The organism is Rhodovibrio sodomensis, assembly GCF_016583645.1.
Taxonomy (GTDB): Bacteria; Pseudomonadota; Alphaproteobacteria; order Kiloniellales; family Rhodovibrionaceae; genus Rhodovibrio; species Rhodovibrio sodomensis.
The window spans coordinates 108,690-131,848 of the sequence record NZ_NRRL01000001.1; the positions used below are offsets into that span (position 1 = coordinate 108,690).

The window sequence follows — 23,159 nt, forward strand, 5'->3', positions numbered from 1 at the left end:
CCCCAAGCGAACGGGCGGCCCAGCCGGGCCGCCCGCTTTGTTCTCGTCCGTGCCCGCGGCACGCCGGCGCGCCCGCTACCAACTCCACGGTAACGGTCCCGAAACGGATGGTGCGCCATGGATTACCAGCTGCTACGAAACGACCAGGGCGCGTGGTGCCTGGTCATCGACCGTATTTCCGATCAGCCGCCGGGCGCAGCGGCCCTGACCCTCGACGGCAGGGGCTTCGCGCTGCGTCGCGACGGGACCGCCTACCCTATGCCGCCGATGGGCGAACAGACCCTCGCCAACCTTGTCCGCGACCTCGGGCCAGCCGACAGCACGATCCTCGTCGTCGAGATGTTGGATCAGGGCGTCCAGCACACCTATGAGGCGGACCTGCGACTCGCGGGGGCGCGCCGATGAGCAGCGCACGCGACCGCTTCGCCAGCTTCTTCCAGACCTCAAGGATCGAGGCGCACGCCCCCGAGGGTGGCGACCGCACGCGGCGCGCGACGCGCCTCGCCGCGGTGCTGGCCGCCGGGCTCACGGCCGCAGCCTGCAGCAGCGCGCCCGAGATGGGCACCGGCCCCAAGATCGGCGCCGCGCCCGCCGCGGTCGAACAGACAACCCTCGGTCATAGCTCCGAGCCCGGCACGCTGGACGCGCTCGCTCGCGTCGCGCAGGCCGCCGGCGGCGGCACGGTCGCCTACGTCGATCTCTCCCGCATGGATAGCGGCGCCCAGGCCAAGCGGTCGATCATCGACAATGCGCACGGACCGGACGGACACATCGCTCAGCAATTCGCCACCTCGGTGTTCGATAACGCGCTGAAGGAGACCAGGCCCGAATACACCAGCGTCAGTTTCAAGCTGACCAACGGCACGACCTACTGCCTCGGGGTCGCAACCCAGGTCGATCGCATGACCCCAGGCCACCTGCTCTCTCACGGCCATTCGCCCGACCGGGTTCCCGAGACGCGCATCCAGCTCAAGAGCCCCGACGCACTCGCGTTCTTCACCCAGGCGCACGAGGTCGCCGGCCACTGCGGCTACACCGCGCCGAGCTTCTCGGACGCGCCGAACTGGAGGCAGCATGCCGAGGTCGTCGCCGACTCTGTCGCCGCGGCGCTGCTGGCCCGGCGCGACGGCCACACCCATGACATCCGCGCGATCTCCGAGCTGCGCGCGGCCGGCGTGCTCGAGTTCGCCGGCCAGTCATACACGGGAACGGACGGCCAGCCGCTTCGCAGCGCCGACTACTATACCAGCCCGGCGATCGATCAGGTCGCGGCCTGGGCCGACAAGCGCTTGGCCCTGCCTGCCGAAAGCCCTGATCACCTGAAGAACATGCCGCCAGCCGACGTCGTCCGTGAGGCCCAGCAGATCGGACTGAAGCACGTCCTCACCGGCGAGCAGCTCGACCGGCTCCAGGCCGGGCTCGACAAGGCCGCGACCCAGGGCGCAGAGGGCCAGCGTCTGGGCGCCACGGCCGCGATCGACCTGCCCCAGGGCAACAAGATGCTGGCGCGGATCGCCCGCGGCACCCGCGCCACCTTCGGCCCCGAGGCCGCGCCACCGGCGGTCGCCTTCAGCCCTCTCGCCAAGGGGGGCAGCCAGGCGCTGCCCCCGATGGAGGCCGGCAAGCTCGCTCAGGACCTCAAGACCGACCCCACCGCGGCCGCGACCAAGCCCCGCCGGGCCGGCGGCCTCGAACCCGAACTCTAGGTCCGAACCGGCGCGCCAATTCCTACCCAACAATCCCAACTCTTCCGGGACCGCTGTCCCGAGCGTGCGCAACCGCGTGCGCTCTGGCGAGCGGTTGCGACCCGCTCGGTACAGGGCATCCGTCGGCTCCGCCTTCACCATCAACCGGTGAGGGAAGACCGTGCCCGAAAACGCACCACCCCCACCTCCCGATCCGCATCTCGCCATGCCGGTCGGTGGATCGCGCACACCGGAGCCAGCCCCGGCACACGACGAGGCCGGATACCACCGATCGGTCGATGGAGAGACCCATGCAGATCGAGATCACGCCCAAAAAGCTGAAGACCATCGCCCGCCGCCTGGCGGAGGACCTGAGCCTGGACGAACACCAGCGTCGACGCACGCTGGACTCGCTCGCCCGCAGCCTCGGCCACAAGACCTACGCCAGGCTCGAGGCGGCCGCCGCGGCCAACGCGCCGGCCGACCCCGACGACAAGCCGGCAACGCCCGAAACCCCGGTCGCTCAGCTGCGCGCCGTCCTGGGGCCGGTGATCGACCGGACGGGCGCGATGGCCCCCGAAGAGCAGGCCGAGGCCGAAATGCTGGCGAGCCGTTTCCTGCGGGCCTGCAACAAGGCTGTCTGCGTCTACGGCAGCGGCGACGTCGCCGCGCTGATCGAACGCCGCGAGGGCAGCGAGGACTGCGACGCGGAGACCCGCGGCGCCACCTGGATGGCCCGCTACGGCCATCGCCTGGAAGAACACATCAGCGAGGAGGCCTGGCTCGTGCTCGCCGACCTGCTCGACATGTACCCGGCACCGGCCGGTGACGCCCGCCTGCAGGACGACGAGTGGGTAGTTGCCCTGCGGGTCGAGCCGGCACGGGACAACCTGCCAGCCCAGGGGGCCGCCACCCAGGTATCACCGGATACGGCCCTCCCTACCCCGACGGATCCGGACGCCACCTCCGCGATCACGCAGCGTCACTACTGGACGATCGTCCGGGCGGAGACGACCCAGGAGGCCATCGAAGCGGCACAGGACGCCTTCCATGCCAGCATACCGCTCGCCCATCCGGAGCTGGTGGCTGTTCGTGCGACCGCCGCGCGCTCCCGCTTCGCGATCCAGGAGGATGCGTGCTACCTCGCTGGCGCGGTGCCGGCCGACCGGGCGGCGCGCGTGCGCGCCGCGCTGCCCCACTGACGCTGCCAACCCGGGGCGGCCCTCATGCGCTGCCCCGGGCGCGCCGCCGTAAAGCCGCACAAAAGGAGGGACAGGGCATGCACCCGCCTGTCGACGCGCCGCTGACGCCGCAGAGCGAGTTCCGGGGGCCGTCCCGCGTGTTCCAGGTCCTGCACAACCAGACTGTCCGGCACCGGCCGGCCCGGCCGAGAGACATGATCCAGGACCAGGCGCGCGGCCGTCCGGTGCGGCCGCGCCGCGAGGTCCGGTCCCTGCACTGGTCGCTCTGGGATCCGGCCCGGCAGCGCGCCCACGGCCCCGTCGCGGAGATCATCTTCAATCCGGACGGCAACGGCCTGCTCGACATCGTGCCGCGCCGTCAGCTGCGCATGCACCGTCAGACCGCCCGCAGCTTCAAACAGGCGGTCGAGGCGGTCGATGCCGCCTGCGCGCGCACCTTCGATCCCGCCAAGTCCTGATCCACGACCCCACATCCAGAGCATGATGATCACCACGACACCACGATCGACACGGCGACCGCCCTCGATAGGCACGCCCCGCTAAGCGGCCCCACTTCGATTGGGTGCTGGCGGCGGGGCTCAATCGAGGGAGACCCCGCATGTTCGAGAAGGATCGCCGTCGCGCTCTGCGACGCCATCACGCGCGCCGCATGAAGGCGCGTGCCCGCGCGAGCCAGCGCGCACGCGCGCTCGAAGGCCCGTTCGGGCACTTCGACCGCTTCGTCTGGACCGACAAACAGGGCCGGCGCCGCACCCGTCTGTCGAGCTGGTCCGACGTGTTCGACTACCGCGCCTGCGCAGAGCGCACCGCCGACCATCTCGCGGTCTGTTCCTGCACGATGTGCGGTAACCCGCGCCGTCATTTCGGCTCGCGCACCCTGCAAGAGCAGCGGGCCTGCGCCGACACGCGGGAACAGCTCCGCAACCCGGATCCGCTCAACGAGAACGAGGACGACACATGACGATTCGCGAGCCCCTGTCCGTCACGCTCACGATCCAGGCCCGTATCGACGACCGATCCGCCCTGTTCGCCCAGGCAGTCTCGCGGGCCACTGAAGCCTTCGGCAGCAGCGACTTCTGGCCGGAGAGCCCCCACGCCGCTCTGTTCGAGGCCGCGATCGCGTCCAACAGCTGGCCATCGCCCGACATGATCGGCCTTGCCTACGACCAGCCCGCCGAACTCAATACGGCCAAGACCGGCTTCGACGCCGACAGCCACATCCAGCTCACCATCCCGGTCGACATCGACGACCCGGAGCAGCTGATCCAGCATCTCGACCTCGACCCGGCGCGGTGCGACAGCGCGCAGATGGTCGCGGCCCTGCGCGATCAGCTGCAGCAGGAAGTCGAGACCCTGTCGCCGGCGATCGCGCTCGAGCGTCTCACGATCGAGCCCGTCACCGCGGCCCGCAAGGCCGCCTGAGAGCGAGGTCCGTCATGGCCGTCTACGTCGATCGCTGGCGTCAGCCCTACCGCGGCATGCTGATGTGCCACATGCTGGCTGACAGCATCGACGAGTTGCACGCCATGGCGGACCGGCTCGGGCTCAAGCGCGCGTGGTTCCAGAACAAGCCGGGGCAGGTCCCGCACTACGACGTCTGCTGGTCCAACCGACAAAAGGCGGTGAAATTGGGTGCCGTCGAGGTCGGTATGCGCGATACTGCCTGTCTCGTACGGCGGTGGCGAGTGGCGCGCCAGAGCGGCGAGCGCGCGATCGCGCCGCCCGACCCGCGACCCTCTTCTTAAGAGCCGGCTCTCAGCCGCCGGCCGTTCAACACACCCCAATCGCCTCGCCGCACCCATCCTCCACCTGAGGTCGGCCGCTGCCTGCAACACCCGGATCCGGATGCTGCAGAGAGCTGCCAAGCTCGTCTCAAGGGCCCTTCCGGCGCCCGTTGGTCCCGGGCCGCATCTAAGCGGCCCATGGCGAAGCCGGAGACCTGGCTGTCGACCCACCCTCCTTCTCTTCCCGAAGGATCCGGTCGCGCCGCGCAACGGGACCGCCAGCCTCGCGGAGGCCAACGACCGGGTTCGCCAGAAGAGCAAGGAGCTCGACCGATGCAGGTCACCCTCACGCATGCCCGCCTGAAGGAGATGGCCAAGGCCGCGCGCAAGAAGCTCGGCCCCGCCGCCCCGTCCTACCAGAAGACCCTCGACACGCCGGCCGCCGCGCTCGGCTTTTCCAGCTACGAAGCCCTCAAGCCCAAGCTCGCCGATACCGACGCACCAACGAACACGACCCCGCCGACGCCCGAGGTCGCCGTCGTGGTGGTCCCGACCGAGACCCGTCTGGATATCGACCCGAGCGAGGAGCCGAAGGTCTTCGTCGGCGCCGACGTCCACGCCGCGGTGGATGCGTTCAGCGCCTGGCTCGGGGAGCACGGCGCCAACACCGATGGCCGCGAGCCGGAGCACTACCTCTACAAGCTGCCGGTGAGTGCGGGGCAGCCGGCCGGACAGGTGAAGGACCCGGAAACACCGGTGACAATCGCGCCAGCTGCCGACGACCCGAACAGGATCCGCCGCGACGCGTTCGACCTGACCCACCCGCTCAACGGCGTGAAGCTCGCCTGCAGCGTAACCACGATCGGCGCCACACCGTTCTTCCTCTCCTCCCTGGAGATCGTCCAGAACCACTGCGAGGATATCGACCTCGTCGTCTTCGCCTACGACCCGAGTGATGAAGAAGACCCCTTCTGGGTCGATCATCATGACGAGCGCGGCTTTGAGGACGAGCGACTGCCGATGAACAGGTCCTGCATCGACGCGATCCGCGAACTGCACGCCGCCTTCGCGCAGCCGGACGACGCGATCTACGTGCACGCCTGTTCAGGCGTCACCTTCGTCACCCTGAACGCGACCTACGATACTTTCACCTCTCAGGCGAAACCGGCAGGCGCGCCGGTCGTGCTGATCGTCGATGACTTCCAGCCCGATACGATCAGCGAAGCCCGCCAGCGGTTCCTCGCCTGGATCGGCTGACCCGAGCGCGGCGCGCGGCAGCGGCGAAACCCCGCTGCCGCGCCTCCGGCGTTAAAGACCGGTTACCAAAATCCGATAGGATGGACCGAACTTCCACCATCGTGTTCCGCCAATCCAACTCGCGAACGCCGGCCTCGACCGGCCAATGAGGTGCCATGAAACCGCTGCGATACCTGACTGCCCTGGGCGCGCTCTGCCTCGGCCTGCTGGCGGTCTGCGCCCCGGCGCGAGCCGATGAGGCCGACAACCTCGCCTGTCGATACCTGGATAACGACATCCATCTCGACCTCCTGAAGAACGGCGTGCCGGACGTGAAGACGGTTCACACCATCATGGTGGGCGACGAGACCGACAGCTTCTTCCGCCGGGACGAGCTGGATGCGGGCATGGACGCCTTCTGGCCCCCGATCTGGAAGATGACGGACGCCGACCTCGATGCGCTGCTCGACCGCTTCAGGGCCTGCCAGGAGATCATCGCAGAGTGGGGCTCCCCGTTCCCGGTGATCCGGAAGCGTCAGATCGACGACTTCGACCGGGCGATGGGACTGATCAAAACCTTCCACGAGCGCACGATGGTCGCGCGGGCGAATGCCCGGGCGCTCAACGACTGGGTGACCCAGCTCTCCGAGCAGGAGCTCGACATCGAGGCGGCCGAGGTCGCCATGAACAAGGCCCGTACGCTGCTTGCCGGAGAGGCTCAGGTCGCGAACAGCTACGCGTTCAAGCAGGCCAAGCAGCTCGCCGAGATCGCGAACGTTGCCGCCCAGAACACCCGTGAGAAAATCGACACGCTCCGCAGCACCCGCCCGGACGGTCTCGAGACGATGATCGAAGTCCGGGAGATTATCGACGCCTGGGAAACCGACGTGGGACGGTTCGACCCCAACGATCCACTCGCCGGCCCGGATATCGGCTATCGCGGCTACCAGATCCTGGCGCGCCGCGATCAGGTGGAAGAGAACCTGGAGATGTGGGACGTCCGGATGGATATCGTCGCGCCGTACAAGGGGATGGAGGGCGCGCGCGGCATCTACGAACTGCGCAAGGCGATCCACTACGGCGACCTGGCAAGCAGGATCCGACGCGCCGGCTCCCAGATCCGGACCTACCTGCCCGAAGCGGTCGTGAGATCCCTGGTCGGGATGGAGGAGGACTACGGCGAGGCCAGGTGCATCGATGCGTTCGGCGAGGACGGGTACAAGATCATGCGCCGCGCAACGCTCGCGCTGGGCGACGACACCCGCAGCATGGCCAAGAGCTTCTGCCGGCTGCTGGCCCGCGGCTACACCCTGGAATCCGCCTCAACGAACCCTTTCGAGGCCACACTGGTCCGCAGCCACCCGGACGCGCACCCGTTCTTCGGCGCGGAACCGCCGGAGCGGGTCAGGCTGAAGCTCCACCAGGTAGAGAAGACGGACGACCGCCGGATCTACTACCTGCATCCCGACAGCTCCCGTGCGCCCGCCGGGAGCGATCGGGCGATCCAGGACTGGACGAACGTCTATCACGACATCATGAACACCATGATCTCCCCGCACGGCCCGGACGTTCCGCCCACCTACTGGCCGAACAACATCCGGTAGCCCCACGATCCAGCCCCGGGGCCGTCGTGCCTGTTGAGGCGACGGCCCCGGGTCAGGATCGTCCGGGCGGTATGATCGTCCCTGAGAAGCCCGTCTGAAGGAGCCGGCCATGACGCGCGTCCGCCTGCCAAAGCTGTTCGCCGCAGATTACCTCGACCGAAGCCCGATCGAGTCCGAGGACCAGCAGCGTCACTTCCAGGTCGTGGCCGAGACCAGCCGGACGATCACCCTGGACGCGACGACGCGCGGTCTGCGCGACCTGCTCGACGACGCGGAGCATTACGCCGAACCCGGCAACATCTCGCGCGACCACATCGAGCTGATCCGCTCGGCCCGTCGATGCCTGCCCCACCTGCGCCGGGCTCTCGGATCACACTGACAGACGTGCTGCTTGACGGCTACTGAACTCTAACGGACCGTTGGCTCGAACGGCGCACGGCGCCGTTCCAGCGAGCGGTTCCCCCGCTCGACCTCGATGGACGCCTGTCGGCTCCGCCGGGACCGCGTTTCGCGCGGCCCGGACGACCGCGTCCGAGGACAATTCGCTTCGACGCCCACGCTCCTTCTCACGAGGAAGACGCCGGGATCGACGCGCACGACGGAGCCAGCCGGCCCGAGGGGCTGCCAGACGATCCCGACAAGACGCGTCTTCCACGACAAGGAGTCGCTTCGATGAACATCGACCTCGACAACCGCAAGATGCAGACCCTGGCCCGGGCCCTGCGTCGCGAACTCAACCTGGGCGACGACCACCGCGGCGTCCTCGACGCGCTCGCCAAGGGCTTCGGCTTCAAGAGCTACGGCGCGATGAAGGACAATCTCAGCGCCTCGCCCAACGACACCGCTGCCACAGCACCTGCGGTTTCAGCGGATCTCGTGACCTTCGCGGTTTTGCCCGACGGCTTCCGGGTCCAGGTTCTGGACCCCGAGAACCAGCCAATCGAAGCGATCGACGAGGGCGACAGCTCGGGGGACTCCGTGACCCGTACCGGTCCGGGATTCCCGGGTGTCGGCTATCGCAAGCTGTTTGTCTGGGCCCGCGACCGCGCACTCGAATGCGCGCGCAAATACGGCCTTCCAGACACCCGCGTCCTGCATGACACGGATCTGGAAGATCTCGCAGAAGAAGACCTCCCGGAAGGGGTCTCCGCCGATCCAACCGATTGGCCGAAAAACGTCGAAGTTACCTTCGCCCCGACTGTGCAGTCCCTGGGAGTGACCGTCTCGATCTTTGCGAGCGACAACGCAGACTTCGTCGCTCAATTGCGTTCACTCGCGAGCAAGCTCGTCCCGCTGGTCAACAACGGCCTTAACGAGATCGGGGGTCTGAATATACCGGGGGCGGGCGACTACGGCTTGCACCTCTCCCTCGCCGAGCCTGGCAGGATCGTCGACATCTACGAAGATTGACCCATCCAGCGCGGGCCGCCGTTGCACGCCGACGGCGGCCCGATGCGCCCCACCGCGCTCCCTGCGCGAATACGGACAACGCCATCGCGGGCCGGCGGCGCACCTGTGCCACCGGCTCTCCGTGACAGCTTGACGCCACGCGTAACCTCTCGACCGTTGGCTAGAACGGCGCACGGCGCCGTTCCAGCGAGCGGTTCCCCGCTCGACACCCGGGCGCCCGTCGGCTCCGACCTGGCCTCCAGCCAGGGATGACCGCGCCCGGCCACATGCCAAGACCCGACGCACCCCCTTATTCGAAGAGGCGGGACTGTGCGGGATCGACGCGCAATCGGAGCCAGCCAGGCCCACGGGGCCCAGAAGATCCCGGCAAACCAGTCACGCGCCCAGAAGGGAGATGCGTCGATGCAGATCGACATCACGCCGCGCCGGATGCAGGACCTCGCCAAGCGCCTGCGCCGCAACCTCGACATCCGAGGCGACCACCGCGCCGTCCTCGACCAGCTCGCGATCGGCCTTGGCTTCAAGAGCTACGCCGCGATGAAAGCTGCGATGGAGACCCAGCCGAAGAACCCCGGACAGACGCCGAGCGCACCGAAGGAGGCGCCAGCGACCAGCGGTGCCGCGGATAGCCGCGCCAACACGGCAGCCGGGGAAAGCTGGTCGGAGATGCAGGAACGCCTGCACGCGAGCCCGGCATGGACCGATTTCACCAAGCGCCTGGCCGAGGGCGTGTCACCCCGCAGTTCGGCCGGCTACGTCGGCGAGCTTCACCTGGGCGACGACCGGGGCCTCACCGAGCCCGGCAATACAAGCGCAACCACCAGTGCTGCCGGGCATTCCCGCGCCGAGGTGATCGAGCAGCTGGCCAACGCCGCCCTCTCGATGCTGCGGCCGCTGAATCACGAAGACCTGCGCCGCCTGTCCTCACAAGCGCGCCTTGACCGGGCCGTTGAGCTCGTCATGCGCGGACACTGGTGGGTCGTGCCGCGCGATCAGGCCGAGGCGCAGCCGAACGGCGAGGCGGTCGAGGCCGCAGCCCGTCCAGATCGCTCGCGCGACATCGCCCGGGTCTCGTTCCAGGTCCACCCGCTGGGCTACAAGGTCGTGCTCCAGAGCACGGCCGGCGAGGCGATCGAGACCTGGAGGGCCGGCAACCGACGCGACGACCCGCGTCACGAACAGCCGTCGCTGCAACGCGCCGACGCCCTGACCTATCCCGAGATGCTGCTGCAGGCGATCCGGGCGGCGGAGGATCTGGCCGACGCCCACGACCTCGACAGCATCGAGCACGACGTTATGGGCGAGGAGAGCCAGTGGGACGACGCGTCCCCGAGCGCGGCCGCGCTCGTGGCCGGCAGCTACTACGCGGACTTCGTCCGCGGCACGCCGACCCCGGACGCACCCGCCATCGCCACGCCGCGCTTCACGGTGCACGACCGGCAGCAGGCACGCCGCCTGATCGTCCAGCTGCTCCAGGAAGATCTCGACCTCCGCCGGGAGGCGCCGGCGGCCCCGCGCCGGATCTCACTCGACAGCCTGCGCCACGACGGCCCCGTCCTGCGGTCGATCAAACCGGCCGACCTCCCTTCCTGAATGGGCCATCCGGCCTTTCGGCCGCCCATCCCGGGGCCGCCGCCGTTCCCCGGCGGCGGCTCCGGGCCGGCCGGCGGACCCAATTTCAAACCACAGAAGCAATCTGGAGAGAGCCCGATGGGCAACCACCACGCCGGACGCGCCATGGGGCGCGAAGCCCAGATCCTGTACGAGCGCCGGCAGCCCGGCGAACGCGCGATCGACCTGCTCGACCGGGTCTGCGAGCCCTGGCGGAACTGCGACGCCGAATTCGAGGCGGAGGACCCGAACACCCCCACGATGGTCCACCCCGAGTATCAGGACTACACCGCCCCGCATCCGGCGTGCGGCCTGGGCATGTTGATCCTGGAAGCCTTCGCCTCCGACCGGACGGCGGAATTCCAGCGCCTCTATACCGAGGACCTCGATCCGGCCGAGAGCGATGCGCTCAGCGAGCGCCACTACGAAGAAGTCGTCTCGCAGTTCAAGAAACGCTACGACTTCTATTAGGCCCCCGAGGAGCGGAACGACGAGATCGCCGACGTCGACGACGTGACCTGCAGCTGACGCGTTCGCACCACGGCGGCAGCTGGCCTGCGCGACTGCGGGTCGGCTGCCGCCGCGGCGAAATCAAATCAAATCCAACCTGACCCCTGTTCGACCCTTCACCGCAGCGGCGTTCCCGAACGCCGCCGCTGCGGTGAACGGCCGAGAAACCGTTCTTATCGAGAGGGCCCCAGGGCGCCCGCCGGTCCCCGCCGCGTGCTTCGCGGTACGGCAAAGCCCACGCGACGACGACCTTCGAGAGACGTCCTCCCATGCATGCGGGTGGCGGTCGAAGGGCAACGGGGACCGCCAGCCTCGCGGAGGCGAAGACCAGCCGCCCGATCCATCGCATCGGAAGGACCATCCAAGATGGAGATCACGCTCTCCGAACGCCGCCTCAAGGAGATGGCCAAGACCCTGCGCGCCGGCCTGCCCGAGACAGCCCGGCCGACCTACACCCAGACCCTCGACCTGCTGGCGAGCGTCTTCGGTCAGCGCACCTTCGCCGCCCTAAAGGCCCAGATCGAGCCCGCGGCGGAGACCCAGCCCCCCGCCGGAAACGCCGACAGCCGACCGTTCACCGTCATCGTCTCCGACGACCGCGACAACGACCTAGTCTACCAAAATTCGACGACCAGTGCTCCATCCAGAGCTGCCATGCAGCTTGGTTGGTGGTGAGGGCCGTCGCCTTGGTTATGCTGGACTGTCTTGCGCCGCGATGTACTGCCTCATCACCTCCAAGGGCGCGCCGCCGCAGGACACGACGCAGTAGCTCCGGGACCAGAAGCCCGGACCCCAGTAATACGGCGCCAGCGCCTTTGCGAAGTCCCGACGGATCAACCGGGAGCTTGTCGTCTTCAGATTGTTGACGAACCCGGCAAGCGTGAGCGTCGGCGGCAACGAGACCAGCAGATGCACGTGATCCGGCTCGCCGCTCACCTCCAGCAGCTCCCCGCCCCAGCCCGCGCAGCGCGCGCGTGCGATCTCCTCGAAGCGCACGAGGATTTCATCCGTGATGCAGCGATGCCGGTACTTTGTCACCAGAACCAAGTGGTAGGTGAGCGCGTAGGCGCAGTGCGATAGCTTGTGTAATTCTTGCTGCGGAGCCATATAACCAAGATGGAGCACCGGCGCGTCACCTACAAGCTGTACCCGTCGAAAACCCAGGCCGCCGCGCTGGAGCGGATCTGCGATCTGCATCGCGATCTGTACAACGCCGCGCTCGAGGAGCGGATCTCCGCCTACCAGCGGGCCGGCCTGTCGATCGGTTTCAGCGACCAGTGCAAGAGCCTCACCCGGCTGCGCGCCGAGCAGCCGGCGTACGCCGAGCTCAACGCGCAGAGCCTGCAAGTGACGCTAAAGCGCCTGGATGAGGCGTTCGGTCACTTCTTCCGCCGGGTCAAGGCCGGCGGAACGCCGGGCTTTCCGCGCTTCAAATCGCGCAATCGCTTCTCCGGCTTCGGCTTCAAGGCCCACGGCGACGGGTTCCGTTTCCAGCCGACCGTCAAGCCCGACGCAGGCTGGCACCACGGCCACCTCAAGATCAGCGGCGTCGGCTGGATGCGGGCACGCGGCGTGGCGCGCACGCCGGGCCAGGTCAAGCGTTGCGAGATCATGCGCAAGGCCGACGGCTGGTTCGCCTCGCTGGTGCTGGCCTGTGAGCCGCACCGCGAGATCGACGCGGACGCGCACGAGATCGCCGGCATCGACTGGGGCGTGGAGACCTACGCCACGCTCGCCCGCGGCCTGGACGAGACCGAGACGATCGAGAACGAGCGCTACTGGGAGACCGAGAGCGCCGCGCTGAAGCAGCGCCAGCGGGCGCTGTCGAAGGCGCTGCGCGGCCGGGGGTCAAACCGGGCGGCCAAGCAGCGCCAGCTGCTCGCCAAGCGCCACCGCCGGGTGGCCAACCGGCGCAAGGACCGGTGCCACCAGGCCACCGCCGCCCTGGTCGCCCGCCACCGCATCCTCGCAACCGAACAGCTGAACGCCGCGGCGATGACCCGCTCGGCCCGCGGCACGGTCGACTCCCCAGGCAAGCAGGTGAGCCAGAAGGCTGGCCTGAACCGGTCGATCCTCGACACCGCCCCCGGCGGCCTGATCGCGATGCTCACGTACAAAGCGGCAGAAGCTGGTACGGAGCTGGTGATCCTGCCGACCCGGCGGCTGAAGCCCTCGCAGCGCTGTCCGCAGTCCTGGGTGGTCCAGAAGAAGACCCTGGACCAGCGCACCCACACCCTGCCGGACGGCACCCGGATCGGCCGCGATCACGCGGCCGCCCTGGTGATGCTCCGCGCAGCCCTGAAAAAGATGGGTCGGGAACCGGCCTGGGCTACCTAGCCCGAAACCCCATCCAGAGCCGCAAAGTGGCTTGGGTGGGTGTAGTTCATAGCGTCCAGCTCGAATGGGAAAGCGACTCTGAGAACGCCGGCGCGACCGGACGGATCTCCGCCGTCGATCACGAGTTTCCGGAAGACCCCGGTGCCTGGGACGACGAGACCGAGGAGCGCTGGGAGCACGCCATGGATCACGTGCATCCGGCGATCGTCCTGCTGGGTCACCCGGAGACCGAGCGTCCGGCGCGCACCGCCTATCCGCAGCCCTGGACGGTCGTCATGACCTACCGGGAGCCGAGCGGCGCCGGTGGGTTCCAGCGATCCTACAAGATGACCGGCGTCCGGCACGTCATGGCCCGCAGCGAAGACGAGGCGCGCCGCCTCGCCGGCCACCGGATCAATCAAGACCTCACCGGCTCCTCGTTCGGCGGCGTCGAGGTGACTGTGATCGCCTCGCTCGCCGGCATGCTGACACCCGATGGCGAAGAGGCCGACGAGCAGCGCGATCCTGGCCTGCCCGTGCTGGTGGTCGAGATGGCCCACGGCCGGATCGACAGCATCACGGCCGATCGGGCGATGCGCCTGCTGGTGGTCGAGACCGACGGCGCGGCCGACGTCCACCTGCCGGTCGACGCAACCCGGTCCGACGTTGAGCGGACCCTCGACGAGCATACCCCGGCGTGGCGCGCGCCGGACCGGATCGAGATGACGTCCCTCGTCGAGGACCACGGGGCAAGCTGGATCGCCGAAACGCGGCGCAAGCTCAGCCAGCGGCTCGACACCGTCTGATCCAACCCCGCCCCGGTGCGTTCGCGCGCCGGGGCGGATGGCGGCACACGACCCCATCTTCCAGCCAACAACAACCCCGACCGAGGCCCTTCTCGCAAGCCGGCACAGCCAGGCTTGCGCGAGCGGCTTCGCGCCTCTCGACCCGGACGCCCGTCGGCTCCGCCAGGCCCGCCTGGAGACCGCGTCCGGACCCCCTTTCGACTGCATCGCCCGCATCCCTTTGGACCGCGCGGCGGGCATCGGAGCACACCAGAGCCAGCCGGGACCCGCGAGGGTCCGCCCTGCCCGCTGCGCGTCAGCAAGAGGAGCGACTGCGATGTCAGTCCCGCTGCAGAAGTCGTCTATCAAGGCACTCGCCCGCCACCTGCGCGACGAACTCGGCCTCGACACCGAGACGGGCCGCAAGGTCCACGACGCGATCGCCCACGGACTGGGGTACAAGTCCTACGGTGCGCTCAAAGCGCATCTCGAGGCCAGCACCGCCACGCCGGTCCCACACCTCGCCGCCGAGCCGGTCGTCACCGTCGACCAGGCCCTTGCCTGCCTTGAGCGCGAGGAGGAGATCGCCATCTCCACCGTCGGCACCGGCGAGGTGGCCGCCCACATCTTCAACAACGAGGACGCGGAGGACGGGCCGACCGACAATCAGTACGACCGCGCGTACGACTGGATGCAGGAAAACCGCGGCGAACTCGAAGCGGCCATGCATCTCGCCTGCCAGCGGGTCCTCGAGGAACTGATCCAGGACCGGCCGCCCGAGACCCCGTCATCGGCCCCGAACCTGCAGCGCTTCCGCAACGGACCACCCAGTCACTACGTGCTGATCCGCGTTTTCGAGACGGCCCGTAAGCACCTGATGGCGCCCACCGGCCCCGGGGCGGGCGACCGGATCATCCCGGTCATCGCGGACAGCGACGAGGAAGCCCTGCTCCTGGGTGAGTGGGCCTTCAAACTTCGGATGCGCATGCCCGACCCGGAGAACTACGCCCTCCAGATCGGCCTGATCGAACGCGACGCGGCCCTCCAGCGGCCGCACGCTATCATGGCGGGCGGGACCGTGATCGGCTTTCAGTTCGCGGATGCCGACGGCCTGTGCGTCAACGACGAAGGCGAGGCCGCCGCGATCTGGGATCTCGCCGATTACGAGGTCCTGAGCGGCGCCGCGGTGGAGACCGCGTTCATCTGGACCGCACGAGACGGCGCTGTCAGCCTGCAGGAGGTCCATCCCGGCGACATCCAGCAGGCCGCGTTCGTGACCGAGATCGCCCCGCACGATCCCCGGACCCCGATCGGCGTCCAGCTGCTGCGCCCCGATGGCACGGTGGTTCACGGGACTCCAGAGGACCCGCTCGGCCTGCCCGAGGGCGCGGTTCTAAGCGGGCCGGCCATCGAGGCCGCCCGGGAGATCGTCCGGCGCCGCCGGACTTTCGTCGCGGCCCCGGTCTATCCGGGCGAAGTCGCAGCGCCTCGAACGATCAGCAACGCCGGTGACCTCGCCGAGCTGCGCAACATCCTGCCCGACTGGCTGCAAGACCGCCGGAGCTGATCCCACATAGTCAGGATGCAGGACGGCGCGTCCGCCCTGCATCCCTCTCACCGGAGAGCACGATGCATCCGACCGCGATCCTCCTGGCAGGCGCCCTGATCCTTGCCGCCATCCTGCTCGCCCAGGCGATCACCCGCGCCCACGACCGCTGGCACCGCGGCTGGCCACAGAGCGGCCAGGCCGCGATCCGTCTGGCCTTCGCCGGCGGCATCGTCTTCTTCGCCTACCAGATCCTCCCGGACGCGGCCCTGGCCATCTTCGGCATCCCGGCATTCGGGGTCGTATGGGGCGCCGTCACGGTCTACCTGCGTGTTGCCAGATCCCCGATCTGGGAGGGGAACCGCCGCGGCCCCGGCAGGACGAGAGGCGACCGGCGATGAGCAAGCCCAGCGACCGCGATCTGGTCCGCATCGCCCTTCAGATCGCCATCGACACGACCACCGCCGAGATCGAGGCCGCCGAGGGACAACCCGACGAAGCCGGGACGGTGACCGCACTGGAGCGACGGGTGGCCGGCTTCCGCCGGGTGCTCGCCAAGCGGTACGGAGAAGGCGCGGCCGTGACCCCGATGGAGAGGCTCGGCGAACCTGACGGCCTCCGGGGTATCGGCGTCATACAAGCCGCCGTCCAATCCAAGCGCACCAAAGGTCATTGACCAGACCCTGGGGCACGCGATGAGCTACTGCCGCTTCTCGACCGACAGCTTCCGCTGCGATCTCTACGTCTATGAGACCGAAAGCCCGGACGACGACCCGCGATTCACGATCCACGTCGCGGGTAACCGAATTCCCGAGGACGCGCCGCGCCTGCCCGAGCTGACCGCCAAGTCGATCGAGGACTATGTCGCCGCCTACCGCGAGCTGACCGATTACCTCTTGAGCTGTCCGCGCACGCCGATCGACGCTCCCTATGCGGGTGAAACCCTGCTGATCGGATCCCTCGAGGAGCTGCGCGCCAAGCTGATCGAGCTGCGCGACCTCGGTTACCGCTTTCCCGATGCGGTTCTCGACGCGGTCGATGCGGAGATCGCGGAGAGCGCGCCCGCCGGCAAGTAATTGCCGGCACCGGCAAGATCTTGCCAGGGCGCGCATCTTACGGCACCCCTACCCCGGCCGGCACGGGATAGCGCAGACAGCGCCACGGTGCGGCCCCGGAGAGCCTGTCATGACCCTCACACGCCTCGACGACGCGCACGCCATCAAGCACGCCCTGCAGCGCTCCAGGCGCGCCGCCGCCCGCGGTGCCAGCAACGACTACGATTACGAGTACCGGGCACCCAACGGCCGGACCTTCGAGGCCCGGGAGTTCCTGCACTCGGACCAGCCCTTCTTTGTCAGCGAGATCAAGCCGAACGGTCGGATCATGCAGCTGAACGCGGAGGGACACGTCATCGGCTCCTCCGAGTCCCCGCGGATCGAGGCCCTGGCCCAGGACCCGAACAGCTTCCTTACCAACCTCCGCGCCGAAGGCTTCGACGAGGAGACGGTCACATTCACCGGCGAGGGGTTCGGGGTGACCACGGTCTACCATCCGTCTCTCGAAGCCGTTGCCCAGAAGATCGCGGAGGCCCTGACATCCAACGCTTGGCTGCGATCCAAGGACACGAGCCTGCTCGACGACCCAACCTTCCAGGCCGAGTTGCGTGAGAGCGAAGCGCAGATGCGCGCCGATCACGAGGCCTGGAAACAGCAGATGCAGGCGGCCGCCCAGGATCAGCCGGAACTGTTCCGCGGGCTCTACAACCTCGCCGGCCCCCTGGGTGAGGAGCAGCGCAAGCGGATCCTGACCTACCTGAATCAGCCGACCGAGGCGAACTGGGAGCAGATCTGCAACCTGATCGTCTCTGGCGGCGCCCTTAGCACGGTCTGGCAGGCCTGGCGCGCGGTCGATCCGAGCGCCCCCGTCTCCAAACCGGCAGATAGCCCCTGGCCGAGCATCCCCGACCCGGAGACGCTGAAGACGGCCCTGCGCGCGGCGGCGGATCAGGAGTCCTGACCCGTCCCGGATCACGCCCCGCCTAGCGCGGGTCCTCGACCGACCAGACGTCGGTCCGCCCGCCCGTGAACGACAGCACCTGGTAGGGCCGCGCGCCCGGCACCTCCATGCCCGGCGAGCCGATCGGCATGCCCGGGACGCTCAAACCGTGCACGGCCGGCTTCTCGGTCAGCAAGCGCGCGATCTCGTCGGCCGGCACATGGCCCTCCACGGTGTAGCCGCCCACGCGCGCGGTGTGGCACGAACCGATGTTCTCGGGCACCCCCAAGGACCGCTTGATCTGCCCCATCTGCGCGGTGTTCTCGACCTCGACCGCGAACCCGTTCTCCCGCAGGTGATCCACCCAGGCCGCACAGCAGCCGCAGGTCGGCGACTTCCAGACCTTCACGGTCTCGGCGTGCGTCACTTCCGGGGAGCCGGTCATCGTCGCGACGCCGGCCGCGCCCGCAATCACGACGGCGGCAGCCGCCAGGCACAGCTTTTTCATGATCACCTCTCACGTCCCGCGGCACTTGCTGGCGCCGCCCGATCACTCTAGCGGATGTGGGGTCGCATGCCAGCATGCGGCCCGCAGCTTCGCGCCCCTTCTTGTCACGCAAGGGGCGCGAACCAGGCGGCCTCACACGATCCCACCTTTCTGACCAGCAGGCTTTTCCTGCGAGCCGCCCGCCGGCAGCTCGCATGAGCAGCTTGTCTGCTCTGGGCGCCCGGACGCCCGTCGCTCCCGGCCGGCTCACACCGGCCATGGCGAACCCCCGGAACACCTGACTGCAGAGCACCACCCGTCTCCTTCTCGTCAAGCCGAGCCGGACGGTCCTGCGCAACGGGAGCAGCCAGCCCCACCGGGGCCAGAGACCGCCAGGGCTCGCCTACGAGGAGTAGAGATTTTGCAGATCGAGATGTCCCTCTCGCGCGCCAAGACGATGGCGCGCACGCTCGCCAAGACCACCAACATGCCCTACGGGCAGGCGCTCCACACAGTCGCCAACCAGCTCGGCTACGACAGTTTCGAGGCGCTCGCCGCCAAGCTCTCCACGAGCCACGCACAGCCGGCGGCCGAGCCCGCTCCCGGGGCCACGCTGACGCCAGCCGATCTCGACCGCGCACTCGCCGAGATCGCGGCCGAGGAAGGCGACGAGGTCTTCATCACCCCCGGCATGAACGGTCATGGTGCGCTGCACGAGAAGCTGTTCGGCCAGGAGGACCAGCCCGGGTCGGCCGGGGCCGCGCAGAGCGCCCGCCACAAGCTAATCAAGCTCATCCACGCCGCGGCCGAGACGACCGACCCGGAAGGCCGGGTTTCCAGGATCAAGGAGCTTCGCAAAGCGATCGGCGCGCTGATGCCGGCCCCCGAGACGCGCAAGTTCACGCTCGTCGAGCTCGATGACATGGAGACCAACGAGGTCATGGATCTTCTGGAGCAAGAAGAGAGTGGCCTGATCGCCGTCGAGATCACCGACACCGATCGCCAGACGCTCGAAGATGCCTGGCTGGAAATCGAGATGCTGGGCGATCCCAGCGACATCTACGACACGCTCAGCCAAGGCTTCGTCGGCATGACCGAGCGCGGCGATCTTTGCCTGGTCTGCGATCTCAAGCTGAACGAACGGTTCAGGGCGTTCGTGGCTGCCAACACCTAACCTGCGTCGCCCCGCGTCCACATAGCTGGACGCGGGGCTTACCCGTGCTCACCCCAGGAGAGCCAGAGATGTGCCCCTCAGATCAGTCCGAACCCCGCTGCCAGATCGACGCCGCCAGCGCGCGCGGCTGGATCATGGGTGCGTTCAAAGACCCCTATCGGCTGCGGTACGCGCGCCTGCTCGACGCGATCCTCGATCAAACCCGCGAACGCCCGTTCCTGTTCCAGCAAGGCCAGGAAGAGATCACGATCTCCAACGACCCGGACGGCGACACGCCGCTCACGACGATCAAGATCCCGCGCCGCTACCTGGTCCAGGTCCTGGACGCGCCGACCCCGACGAAGACGGGAACCGCGCGCTGACCGCGCGGATTCACGCGCTTTCAACCTTCTAGGCGCCACCCTCTCGTGACGCGCCTACAGCCTGCAGCAGAACCATGAAACACATCCACGCCGTCTTCCCGGATCACCTGCTTGATCCGGCCCGCGAAGCCTATGACCGCCTCAAGCGCGGCGAAGAGCTAGACGCGAGCCTGCGCGCGCGGGTCGCGTTCCAGTATCGGGATCCGATCGACACCAAGCACGAAATCTGTGTCGCGGTACGACTCGCGCAGCCGCACTACAGTTCCCAAGACTACACCGATATCGGCATAAGCCAGATCATCTGGGAGCTGGATCATGAAACCGGCCTCCTCGAGCTCGTCGTCGCCTGGTATTGGTCGATCGACCCGAAGATCCATCCGTTCGACGGCCTGCTGTCGGCCATCGATTTTGCGCAGGAGCCAGTCACTGTGCGGGTGGCCCCGGACCGCGCGCGGCTGAGCGTGCCGGCGGCCAACTTGACGGCGCCCCGCCTCAAGGTCATGGCCAAGCACCGCCACTACGAGTTCGCCGACCTGCGTGTCCGGCGTCTGCGGGGTAATCGCGGCACCGGCGATCGCTTCACGGTCGAGGTCCAGTTGCTGAACGGGGCTAACCTCGCCACGGAGCCGATGCCGATCGATCGCCTCCCCGGCACGCACACCTTCACCATCAGCCTGAACCGAACGCTGAGCGTGGAGGTCGCGATCGACGACGCGCCGGGCGGCGACGAGAGCACCGCCACGCGGGTCGCCGGAGCCGCCTGATCGCATGGGCCCGGCGCCTGACCGCGTGAGCCAGCTCTGCTAGGCTGGTTTGCAGGAAAGCCCCGAAGCCACGCTGGAGGCCCACATGCCCTCGGACAGCCTCGCCTACCCGGATTACCCGCCGCGCAACCGGCAGAGCGAGGAACTGCCGTTGTTCGATCTCAGGATCGAGGACGCCAACGAGAGCCACGCCTTCGATCCGAACGGCCTGATCGGCGCGCTGGTCGAGGACCGGCTGCCGCTCGGCGGGCCGACGGTCGGCCCGTCTGACATCAGCGGCCGGCCCGCGCTGCGCTATCGCGAGCTGGACCTCGCCGCCCTGCTGACGCCCGACGAGCTGCGCCGGCTGGTCTCGCTCGCCCTGCATCCAGACGAGTATTTCGTCCTGCGCGATCGCTACGGTCTATTCTACAGCATTCATCACGACTTCTATGCCCCGGAGACCGGCGAGGCGCTCCAGCCACGATTCGAATAGGGCCGCGTGACTGAAGTCACTGACCAATGCACCGTTTCGCTCCCATCTTCATTGCAGGATGAGGAACCACCACACGCCACGGTGCAGTGACATGACGACCCTAAATCGCCGCAACTTCCTGATCGCCTCCGGCTCCGCCTGCGCGCTCGCCGCCCTGCCGGCCGGGTTCGCGCACGCCGGCTCGGTGCCCCCGCTCGGGCGTATCACCTACGAGATCGAGCGCAAGGGCGACGTGATCGGCCGGCACACCATGACTCTGTCGCGGGCTGCCAACCAGCTGATCGCGCGGAACGAGATCGGTATCGAGGTCCGGATGTTCGGCTTCGTCGCCTTCCGCTACGAGCACAGCTCGCGCGAGCTCCTGGATGCCGACGGCATCGTCGAGCTTGAGTCCAAGACGAACGACGACGGCACCCACCAGCAGTTGCAGGCGCGGCGCGCCGGTAGCCGCCTCAAGGTCGACGGCACAGCCGGCCGGCGCGAACTGACCGGCCGGGTGCTGACCACCAGCCTTTGGCACCCCGACACGACCCGCAAGCGCGAGCTACTCGACATCGAGGATGGGGCGCTCGCGCGGATCGACCCGGCCGGCATCGGCATGGAGACGCTCGATATACCCGCGTTGGGGCGCGTCGCCTGCCGCAAGTACGCGCTCAACGACGACGTGCAGCGCACCGTCTGGTATGACGACGCGGGCCGGCTGCTGGCCGCCTCGTGCGTCAGCAAGAAGGACGGCAGCCACGTCATGGCCAAGGCGACCGAGATCGCCCGCGCATGATCCCTGGCGGACGCCGCCAGGCGCCCGCAGCACAGGGAGACCCGCCGATGACCTTCACCCCCTGGTGGGCCGGTCTGGAGACGGTCACGCTCTACCACGGCACGAGCGAAGCGCACCTACCGAAGATCCAGGAGGCCGGGCTCACACCGCCCGGCCTCGAGGATTCCGCGCTGCGGGCGCTGAAGCGCAGCATCGCGCCCGCCATCGACCTGGACGAGGGCGCCTGGGCCGAACTCTACCGGAGCCTCACCGGCGGACGGCTGGGTGGGGTGCTCGAGAGATCCCGCACGGTCTATTGCGTCCCAGCTCCCGACTTTGCTCGCGCCGCTGGTTATGCCCGGTCGAACGCCGAGGATGGCGGCGAAGTCGCCACCATCATGCGCCAGGGCATCGAGGCTCGCACGGGTGCGCGGCTCTCCCCCCGCTTCCAGGGCAGCCGGTCCGTCGTGCTGCAAATCGAGGCCCCGCGCGCGCAATGCCAAGCGTTTCGTGACCTCAGCGATCTCGCTCAACGCGTCCACCGGGCCTGGAGTGAGGGCGAGGACTGGACCCGCGGCTTCGAGACGCTGGAAGATCTCTACGCGGACGTGACCGACTTCGAGGTCTGGGTCGCGGGCACGATACCGCCCGAGCGCATCTCTGCCGTTCACCCGCTTTGAATCACTCCTCCATTTCCGCCAGCACATCGTGGGGCTTCACGTTTGCGGCCAGTTGGCAGCCGCGGCAAGATCACATGAGCTGGCGATCGAGTTCCTGTGGCCTCACCTTTAGCCAGAACATCGGAGGTCTTGCCATGGATGCCGCCACTGAGGAACAAGCCGGGCCGCACACACAAGCCGTCGGACTGAAAGCGTTCAAACGGCTCGCCGAGGATTGGGGCCTGAGCGTCCCACAAGCTGCGGGGTTGCTCGACATGTCCCAGTCGACATGGAACCGCGCCAAGGCCCCGGGATACACAGGTCATCTCGGCCAGGACCAGCTGCTGCGGCTCAGCGCGCTCGTGGGGATCTACCAATCTCTGGAAATCTATTTCAGCCAGGATCTCGCACGCCTCTGGCCGACGCTGCCGAACAGCGGTCCTGAATTCGACGGTGCACATCCGGTTGACGCCATGATCGCAGGCGGCCTGCCGAAGATCATGCGGGTCCGAGCCTACCTCGACGCTCTCCGGCACGGCGCTTGAAGCTGACCGCGATCAGCGATCGCGCGCTGGTACGCCTGGTTCCGGAAAGTCGCCACAAGCCGATGGTTCTCCGGGAGCTAGTCGACACCGGCGACGAGATGGCGGTCCTGGCCGGGCTTGAAGTGCGGACCAGCGCCCGCCTTTCGGCTGAGCGCGAGGGAGCTCCGGGTGTCGATCGCCGGGAACTCGCCTTCGAGCGTCGCCAGCCGAGATCATCCGACACGTCAGGCCCGGCGCAGTGTGGAAGCTCGTCTGGCGCGGACTACCCGGTTACACAGCAAAGGGCCTGCCTCCGGCGTCAGGTGCGTGAGA

At 68.2% G+C, this 23,159-nt stretch carries 30 protein-coding genes; 28 read left to right on the forward strand and 2 right to left on the reverse strand.

The window, feature by feature from the left end; all coding sequences use genetic code 11:
* Positions 1-117: 117 nt before the first annotated feature.
* The 14 genes from CKO28_RS00585 to CKO28_RS00650 all read left to right on the forward strand — a co-directional run bounded on the left by CKO28_RS00585 (position 118) and on the right by CKO28_RS00650 (position 11,657).
* Complete coding sequence (locus CKO28_RS00585) at positions 118-405, forward strand: hypothetical protein (protein ID WP_200338584.1); 288 nt, start codon at positions 118-120, stop codon at positions 403-405.
* A complete protein-coding gene (locus tag CKO28_RS00590) occupies positions 402-1,706 on the forward strand; it encodes a hypothetical protein (protein ID WP_200338585.1) in 1,305 nt (434 codons plus the stop codon). The genes CKO28_RS00585 and CKO28_RS00590 overlap by 4 nt, the downstream gene beginning before the upstream one ends.
* A 290-nt stretch (positions 1,707-1,996) precedes the next feature.
* The gene (locus tag CKO28_RS00595; RefSeq protein ID WP_200338586.1) at positions 1,997-2,887 is read left to right on the forward strand and encodes a hypothetical protein; all 891 of its coding nucleotides are present in this window, start codon (positions 1,997-1,999) and stop codon (positions 2,885-2,887) included.
* Positions 2,888-2,964: 77 nt separating this feature from the next.
* The gene (locus CKO28_RS00600) at positions 2,965-3,345 is read left to right on the forward strand and encodes a hypothetical protein (protein ID WP_200338587.1); all 381 of its coding nucleotides are present in this window, start codon (positions 2,965-2,967) and stop codon (positions 3,343-3,345) included.
* Between the two features lie 140 nt (positions 3,346-3,485).
* Entirely contained in the window at positions 3,486-3,848 is a 363-nt protein-coding gene (locus CKO28_RS00605; RefSeq protein ID WP_200338588.1) for a hypothetical protein, read from the forward strand.
* Positions 3,845-4,309 carry a hypothetical protein gene (locus CKO28_RS00610; RefSeq protein WP_200338589.1) on the forward strand — a complete coding sequence of 155 codons (465 nt, stop codon included), beginning with the start codon at positions 3,845-3,847 and terminating at the stop codon, positions 4,307-4,309. The genes CKO28_RS00605 and CKO28_RS00610 overlap by 4 nt, the downstream gene beginning before the upstream one ends.
* 14 nt (positions 4,310-4,323) lie before the next feature.
* Positions 4,324-4,632 (forward strand): DUF4031 domain-containing protein, encoded by a 309-nt coding sequence (locus CKO28_RS00615; RefSeq protein ID WP_200338590.1) that lies wholly within the window; start codon positions 4,324-4,326, stop codon positions 4,630-4,632.
* Between the two features lie 312 nt (positions 4,633-4,944).
* Positions 4,945-5,868, forward strand: a complete 924-nt coding sequence (locus tag CKO28_RS00620; RefSeq protein ID WP_200338591.1) for a hypothetical protein — start codon at positions 4,945-4,947, stop codon at positions 5,866-5,868.
* A gap of 155 nt (positions 5,869-6,023) precedes the next feature.
* On the forward strand, positions 6,024-7,451 hold the full coding sequence (locus tag CKO28_RS00625) for a hypothetical protein (protein WP_200338592.1): 1,428 nt from the start codon (positions 6,024-6,026) through the stop codon (positions 7,449-7,451).
* A 109-nt stretch (positions 7,452-7,560) separates the two neighbouring features.
* Entirely contained in the window at positions 7,561-7,830 is a 270-nt protein-coding gene (locus tag CKO28_RS00630) for a hypothetical protein (RefSeq protein ID WP_200338593.1), read from the forward strand.
* Positions 7,831-8,123: 293 nt separating this feature from the next.
* Positions 8,124-8,861 carry a hypothetical protein gene (locus tag CKO28_RS00635; RefSeq protein WP_200338594.1) on the forward strand — a complete coding sequence of 246 codons (738 nt, stop codon included), beginning with the start codon at positions 8,124-8,126 and terminating at the stop codon, positions 8,859-8,861.
* Positions 8,862-9,263: 402 nt separating this feature from the next.
* Entirely contained in the window at positions 9,264-10,454 is a 1,191-nt protein-coding gene (locus CKO28_RS00640; RefSeq protein ID WP_200338595.1) for a hypothetical protein, read from the forward strand.
* Positions 10,455-10,571: 117 nt separating this feature from the next.
* Positions 10,572-10,943 (forward strand): hypothetical protein, encoded by a 372-nt coding sequence (locus CKO28_RS00645; protein WP_200338596.1) that lies wholly within the window; start codon positions 10,572-10,574, stop codon positions 10,941-10,943.
* Positions 10,944-11,348: 405 nt separating this feature from the next.
* Positions 11,349-11,657, forward strand: a complete 309-nt coding sequence (locus CKO28_RS00650; protein WP_200338597.1) for a hypothetical protein — start codon at positions 11,349-11,351, stop codon at positions 11,655-11,657.
* A 15-nt stretch (positions 11,658-11,672) separates the two neighbouring features.
* On the opposite strand, the gene tnpA is transcribed toward CKO28_RS00650, so the two are convergent.
* Entirely contained in the window at positions 11,673-12,089 is a 417-nt protein-coding gene (gene tnpA / locus CKO28_RS00655; RefSeq protein ID WP_200338598.1) for an IS200/IS605 family transposase, read from the reverse strand.
* Positions 12,090-12,098: 9 nt separating this feature from the next.
* Here tnpA and CKO28_RS00660 point away from each other — a divergent pair, with 9 nt between their 5' ends.
* From CKO28_RS00660 to CKO28_RS00690, 7 genes are all read left to right on the forward strand, one after another.
* Positions 12,099-13,319, forward strand: a complete 1,221-nt coding sequence (locus tag CKO28_RS00660; RefSeq protein WP_200338599.1) for an RNA-guided endonuclease InsQ/TnpB family protein — start codon at positions 12,099-12,101, stop codon at positions 13,317-13,319.
* Between the two features lie 35 nt (positions 13,320-13,354).
* A complete protein-coding gene (locus tag CKO28_RS00665; protein ID WP_200338600.1) occupies positions 13,355-14,104 on the forward strand; it encodes a hypothetical protein in 750 nt (249 codons plus the stop codon).
* A gap of 316 nt (positions 14,105-14,420) precedes the next feature.
* Entirely contained in the window at positions 14,421-15,650 is a 1,230-nt protein-coding gene (locus CKO28_RS00670; RefSeq protein WP_200338601.1) for a hypothetical protein, read from the forward strand.
* Positions 15,651-15,712: 62 nt separating this feature from the next.
* On the forward strand, positions 15,713-16,030 hold the full coding sequence (locus CKO28_RS00675; RefSeq protein WP_200338602.1) for a hypothetical protein: 318 nt from the start codon (positions 15,713-15,715) through the stop codon (positions 16,028-16,030).
* Complete coding sequence (locus CKO28_RS00680; protein WP_200338603.1) at positions 16,027-16,305, forward strand: hypothetical protein; 279 nt, start codon at positions 16,027-16,029, stop codon at positions 16,303-16,305. Before CKO28_RS00675 ends, CKO28_RS00680 begins: the two co-directional genes overlap by 4 nt.
* A gap of 19 nt (positions 16,306-16,324) precedes the next feature.
* On the forward strand, positions 16,325-16,705 hold the full coding sequence (locus tag CKO28_RS00685; RefSeq protein ID WP_200338604.1) for a hypothetical protein: 381 nt from the start codon (positions 16,325-16,327) through the stop codon (positions 16,703-16,705).
* A gap of 109 nt (positions 16,706-16,814) precedes the next feature.
* Positions 16,815-17,645 carry a hypothetical protein gene (locus tag CKO28_RS00690; protein ID WP_200338605.1) on the forward strand — a complete coding sequence of 277 codons (831 nt, stop codon included), beginning with the start codon at positions 16,815-16,817 and terminating at the stop codon, positions 17,643-17,645.
* Between the two features lie 22 nt (positions 17,646-17,667).
* Here the strand turns inward: CKO28_RS00690 and CKO28_RS00695 are convergent, their stop codons facing one another.
* Positions 17,668-18,132, reverse strand: a complete 465-nt coding sequence (locus CKO28_RS00695; protein WP_200338606.1) for a DUF411 domain-containing protein — start codon at positions 18,130-18,132, stop codon at positions 17,668-17,670.
* Positions 18,133-18,532: 400 nt separating this feature from the next.
* Here CKO28_RS00695 and CKO28_RS00700 point away from each other — a divergent pair, with 400 nt between their 5' ends.
* The 7 genes from CKO28_RS00700 (at position 18,533) to CKO28_RS00730 (ending at position 22,847) form a co-directional block, all read left to right on the forward strand.
* Positions 18,533-19,285: a hypothetical protein gene (locus tag CKO28_RS00700; RefSeq protein WP_200338607.1), complete on the forward strand. Its 753-nt coding sequence runs from the start codon at positions 18,533-18,535 to the stop codon at positions 19,283-19,285.
* A gap of 68 nt (positions 19,286-19,353) precedes the next feature.
* The gene (locus CKO28_RS00705; protein ID WP_200338608.1) at positions 19,354-19,647 is read left to right on the forward strand and encodes a hypothetical protein; all 294 of its coding nucleotides are present in this window, start codon (positions 19,354-19,356) and stop codon (positions 19,645-19,647) included.
* A gap of 74 nt (positions 19,648-19,721) precedes the next feature.
* Positions 19,722-20,411, forward strand: a complete 690-nt coding sequence (locus CKO28_RS00710) for a hypothetical protein (protein WP_200338609.1) — start codon at positions 19,722-19,724, stop codon at positions 20,409-20,411.
* An 85-nt stretch (positions 20,412-20,496) separates the two neighbouring features.
* The gene (locus CKO28_RS00715; protein ID WP_200338610.1) at positions 20,497-20,886 is read left to right on the forward strand and encodes a hypothetical protein; all 390 of its coding nucleotides are present in this window, start codon (positions 20,497-20,499) and stop codon (positions 20,884-20,886) included.
* A 91-nt stretch (positions 20,887-20,977) separates the two neighbouring features.
* Positions 20,978-21,664, forward strand: a complete 687-nt coding sequence (locus tag CKO28_RS00720) for a DUF6134 family protein (RefSeq protein ID WP_200338611.1) — start codon at positions 20,978-20,980, stop codon at positions 21,662-21,664.
* Positions 21,665-21,711: 47 nt separating this feature from the next.
* Positions 21,712-22,323 (forward strand): hypothetical protein, encoded by a 612-nt coding sequence (locus CKO28_RS00725; RefSeq protein WP_200338612.1) that lies wholly within the window; start codon positions 21,712-21,714, stop codon positions 22,321-22,323.
* Positions 22,324-22,457: 134 nt separating this feature from the next.
* Complete coding sequence (locus tag CKO28_RS00730) at positions 22,458-22,847, forward strand: antitoxin Xre-like helix-turn-helix domain-containing protein (protein ID WP_200338613.1); 390 nt, start codon at positions 22,458-22,460, stop codon at positions 22,845-22,847.
* Positions 22,848-23,159: the final 312 nt, after the last annotated feature.